Source organism: Acidovorax sp. SRB_24, assembly GCF_012931925.1.
Genome location: NZ_MWOM01000065.1, coordinates 3216 through 7679, shown reverse-complemented (window position 1 = coordinate 7679; position 4464 = coordinate 3216). Strand labels below are relative to the sequence as shown.

The window sequence follows — 4464 nt, the reverse complement described above, 5'->3', positions numbered from 1 at the left end:
GCGTGGACGAAATGCACGACATGAACCAGGCCGCCTTCACCGTGCTGGCGGCGCTGCTCAACTCCACCTTCAGCCTGTTCTGCGGCGTCGGCGACCGCGACCAGGTCATCCACAGCGCCGGCGGTGCCGACGCCATCTTCATGGCCGGCGCCATCACCGAGGCCACCGGCCGCCCCGTAGTGCGTCTGCCGCTCACGCCCAGCCACCGCTTTGGCAAGCGCTTGGCCGCCAAGGTCGCGCGCCTGGCCGACAAGGCCTACGACAGCGCCGCCGCGCACGACACCGGCGTGGCGCTGCTGTCCTACGGCGACGGCGCGCAGTGCGTGGACCTGGTGCTGGCCGAAGTAGCCCGCTGGCGCGCCACGCCGCGCGCGCGCATGGACCAGTGCGCCGTGCTGCTGCGCCACGCGCACCAGTCGGTGGGCATCGAGAACGCGCTGATCGCGGCGGGCGTGCCCTACACGCTCAGCGGCATGGGCAGCTACCTGCTGCGCCCCGAGGTGCTGCTGGTGCGCGGCCTGCTGGCCGTGGCCACCGACAACTTCGAGAGCGTGGCCGAGCCGCGCACGCGCGAGGCGCTGATGCACGCGCTGGTGTTCTTCTGCGGCGCGCGCATCACGGTGGCCGGGCGCGAGCACGAGTCGCAGCAGGACCTGCTGGCCGATGCGATCCGCAGCGTCACCGACAACCCACTGTTCCTGCAGCACTTCTTCCAGAACCAGATCCTGCCCAACGTCGAGCCCGCCACGCGCCGGCGCCTGTGCGCCGCCGTGGCCGTGGCCCAGGAGCCGTCTGCGCCCGACATGCTGCAGCGCGTGCTCGGTGCGCTCGAGATCGACGCGCTCATCCACGGCGCCCTGGTCTCGCGCCAGCGCCGCCAGGAGGCGCAGGACAACCTCGCCGGCCTGTGCGCGGCCGCGCGCGGCTTTGCCTCGGCGCGCGACTACTTCCTGCACCTGAACCAGACCGAGCAGCGCCAGGGCGCGCTGCGCAGCGCGGCCAGCCTGGTGCTGGCCAGCATCGCGCACGTCAAGGGGCTGGAGTTCGAGCAGGTGGTGATCCCGTACCTGGAGCGCGGCATCTTTCCGGTGCCGCACGCCAGCGCCGAAGAAGAGCGCAACACGCTGTACGTCGGTATGACGCGCGCGCGCCGCCAGCTCACGCTGCTGGCGCACGCCGCGCGGCCCAGCAGCTTCGTGGCGCAGCTGGGCTATGTCATGACTGCATCTGCCGCACCTGCGGCGCCGGGTTGAACGCGTGGCCACAGCGCCGCGGGCAGCTGGGCACCCTGCTGTCACACGGGCGTCCTACAGTTTCCATGCTGCGCGCTCGGTGTGTCTTACTGCCATGCTGTGGCAGCTTCCTTGTCTGTCTTCATGAAAGGCCCTCTGCGATGTTCAAACCCCCCCTGCTCGCGGCGCTGTGCGTGTGCACCCTGGTCACCGCGGGCTGCAGCACCCTTGGCAACGGCCCGGCCGGCAGTGCCGCGAAGCCGCAGGTGATAGCGCACCGCGGCGCCAGCGGCTACCTGCCCGAGCACACGCTGGCCGGCTACGAGCTGGCGGTGCGCATGGGCAGCGATTTCATCGAGCCCGACCTGCAGCTCACCCGCGACGGTCAACTGGTCGCCATGCACGACGACAGCTTGCAGCGCACCACCAACGTCGCCAGCGTTTTTGCGCAGCGCGGCGGCGCCTACAAGGTGGCCGACTTCACGCTCGCCGAGATCAAGAGGCTCACCGTGCAGCCCTTTGGCCCCACGGCCGGGACGGCGCACGCGGGCTTTGTGCCCACGGCCGCGCAACCGCTGGCGGTGCCCACGTTCCAGGAGGTCATCGATCTGGCCAGGGCGCAAAGTGCGGCCACCGGGCGCGAGGTGGGCATCTACCCCGAGGCCAAGCAGGCCGACCCGGACATGGAGGACGGCATCCTTCAGGCACTGCAGGCCAATGGCTACCGCGCCGGCAGCAAGCTGTTCATCCAGTCGTTCAGCGACGCCACGCTGCGCAGCCTGCGCGCCAAGCAGCAGGCGCAGGGCCTGGCCTACCCGCTGGTGCAGTTGGGCTACGCCGCCGTGGCCGAAGACGGCGGGGTGCGCATGCGCGTGCGGGGCCCCGACGGGTGGAGGCTTCTGACGCTGCCCGAGGTGGCCACCTTCAGCGCGGGCGTGGGTGTTTCCGTCGGCAACAAGGCCTACCCGGTCACCCAGGCCTTCATCGACCAGGCGCATGCTGCCGGAATGCGGGTGCACGGCTGGACCTTCAACAAGCCCGATGCCGCACTTGCCGCGGCCGAGTTCCAGAGTTACCTGGCCATGGGCATGGACGGCATGTTCGCCAACTACCCCGACCTGGCGGTGGCGGCGCGCAATGCCTGGGCGGCCCAGCCCAAGCCCTGAGACCCGGCCCGGGGCGCCGGCTGCCTCTGCGGGCCGCCGCAGCCCGGGCCCGCAACCGGCAGGGCGGAGCGCTGCGGGCGCGCTACCCTCTGCGTGATCCCCTGACCGTTGACCGAGGTTGTTGCCATGTCCCTGCACCCCCGTGCCGTTTCTCCTTCCACCACCCCTGTGCCGGCGCGCTCCATCGCCCTGGCCGGCGCCAGTAATTTCCGCGACCTCGGCGGCTACGCCGGGCATGGCGGGCGCACGCTCAGGTGGCGCCGGTTGTTCCGCGCCGATCATTTGGCCGCGCTCAGCCCGGCCGATCTGCAGGTGCTGCGCGAACTCGGCATTGCCCGCACCGCCGACTTTCGCGGCGAGTCCGAGCGCAGCGCCTTTGCCTACGCGCTGCCCGGCGTCGCGCAGCACCACCTCACCATCGAGCCCACCGTGGTGCAGCGCACGCAGCAGCTGCTGAAGTCGGGCCACCAGCTCACCGCGCAGGACGCGGTGGGCCTGATGCAGGACACCTACCGCGGCTTCGTGCACGACAACGCGCCGCGCTTTGCGCAGCTGTTCGAACTGCTGCTCGACAGCGACGCGCCGCTGGTCTTCCACTGCACCGCGGGCAAGGACCGCACCGGCTTTGCCGCCGCGCTCATCCTGCTGGCGCTGGGCGTGCCGCGCGCCGTGGTCATGCAGGACTACCTGCTCACCAACGCGCTCTACCGCCGCCCCGCGAGTGTGGCCAGCGCTGCGCCCGACGAGGTGCTGCAGGTGCTCTGGCGCGTGCAGGAAGATTTTCTGGAGGCCGCGCTGCACGGTGTCGAAGCCGAGCACGGCGGCATCCAGCCCTATCTGGAGCGCGTGCTGGGCGTCAACGCCGCCGCGCAGCAGCGCCTGGCGGCGCTGTACCTGGAGCCCCGGCCGGCCGCTGCGTGAGGTGCGGATGACCCACTTGGGGGCGCTGCAGAAATCTGCCCGCCCCAGCGCTTAGCATTGCGGCCGCCACACACCGCTGTGCGCCCGGGCGGCGCCGCCACGGCCCGGCCTGCCGGGCGCTGCGACCGCCCCCTTTTTTCATGACCTTTTCTGGAGAATCCACACCATGCACCCTCGCCGCCTCCTGCTGACCACCGCCGTCTGCCTGGCCCTGGGCGTGGCCACGACCGCCCACGCGGCGTGGCCCGACAAACCGATCAAGCTCATCGTGCCCTTCCCGGCGGGCCAGGCCACCGACATCTTTGCGCGCGCGCTCGCCGACCAGCTGGGCCAGCGCCTGGGCCAGCCCGTGGTGGTCGAAAACAAGGCCGGCGCCGGCAGCAACATCGGCAGCGAGTTCGTCGTGCGCGCCACGCCCGACGGCTACACGCTGCTCGTCGCCGGCAGCGCGATGGCCGTGAACCAGACGCTGTACAAGAAGGTCGGGTTCGACCCCACCAAGGACCTCGTCGGCATCTCGCTGATCGCCAAGGTGCCGCTCATTTTCCTGGCCACGCCCGGCTCGGGCATCACCACCATGAAGGAACTGGTGGCCCAGGCCAAGGCCGCGCCCGGGCAGCTCAACTACGCCAGTGCGGGCATCGGCGGCACGCAGCACCTGTCGGGCGAGATGATGAAGGCGCGCGCGGGCGTGTTCATCACGCACATTCCGTACCGCGGCAGCGGCCCCGCGCAGGCCGACTTCCTGGGCGGGCAGGTGCCGCTGATGGTGGACTCGGTCACCGCGGCGATGCCCCACATCCAGTCCAAGCGCGCGATCCCGCTGGCCGTCACGTCGGCGCAGCGTTCCTCGCAGCTGCCCGATGTGCCCACCATGCGCGAAAGCGGCATCCCGGCCCTCAAGGACTTCGAGGCGGTCGGCTGGCTGGGCCTGATGGCGCCCAAAGGCACGCCGCCCGAGATCACCCAGCGCCTGAACCGCGAGGTGGTGGAGCTGCTGCGCAGCGAGCCGCTGGCGCGCTTCATCCGCGAACGGGGTTCGGAGCCGGCGCCCACCACCGGCCCCGAGTTCGACCGCTTCATCGCCAGCGAAGTGCGCCAATGGGGCGCCGCCGTGAAGGCGTCGGGCGCCTCGGTGGACTGAG

At 71.1% G+C, this 4464-nt stretch carries 4 protein-coding genes; all 4 read left to right on the top strand.

Translation table 11 applies throughout. The features are described from left to right. Positions 1 to 1253 (top strand): 3'-5' exonuclease (locus B2J89_RS17360; RefSeq protein ID WP_169170248.1); only part of this gene is annotated, 1253 nt, incomplete at its 5' end. Positions 1254 to 1393: 140 nt separating this feature from the next. Beyond that, on the top strand, positions 1394 to 2398 hold the full coding sequence (locus tag B2J89_RS17355) for a glycerophosphodiester phosphodiesterase family protein (RefSeq protein ID WP_169170247.1): 1005 nt from the start codon (positions 1394 to 1396) through the stop codon (positions 2396 to 2398). A gap of 126 nt (positions 2399 to 2524) precedes the next feature. Next, a complete protein-coding gene (locus B2J89_RS17350; protein ID WP_169170246.1) occupies positions 2525 to 3319 on the top strand; it encodes a tyrosine-protein phosphatase in 795 nt (264 codons plus the stop codon). 166 nt (positions 3320 to 3485) lie between these two features. Beyond that, positions 3486 to 4463, top strand: a complete 978-nt coding sequence (locus tag B2J89_RS17345; RefSeq protein WP_169170245.1) for a tripartite tricarboxylate transporter substrate binding protein — start codon at positions 3486 to 3488, stop codon at positions 4461 to 4463. Position 4464: the final 1 nt, after the last annotated feature.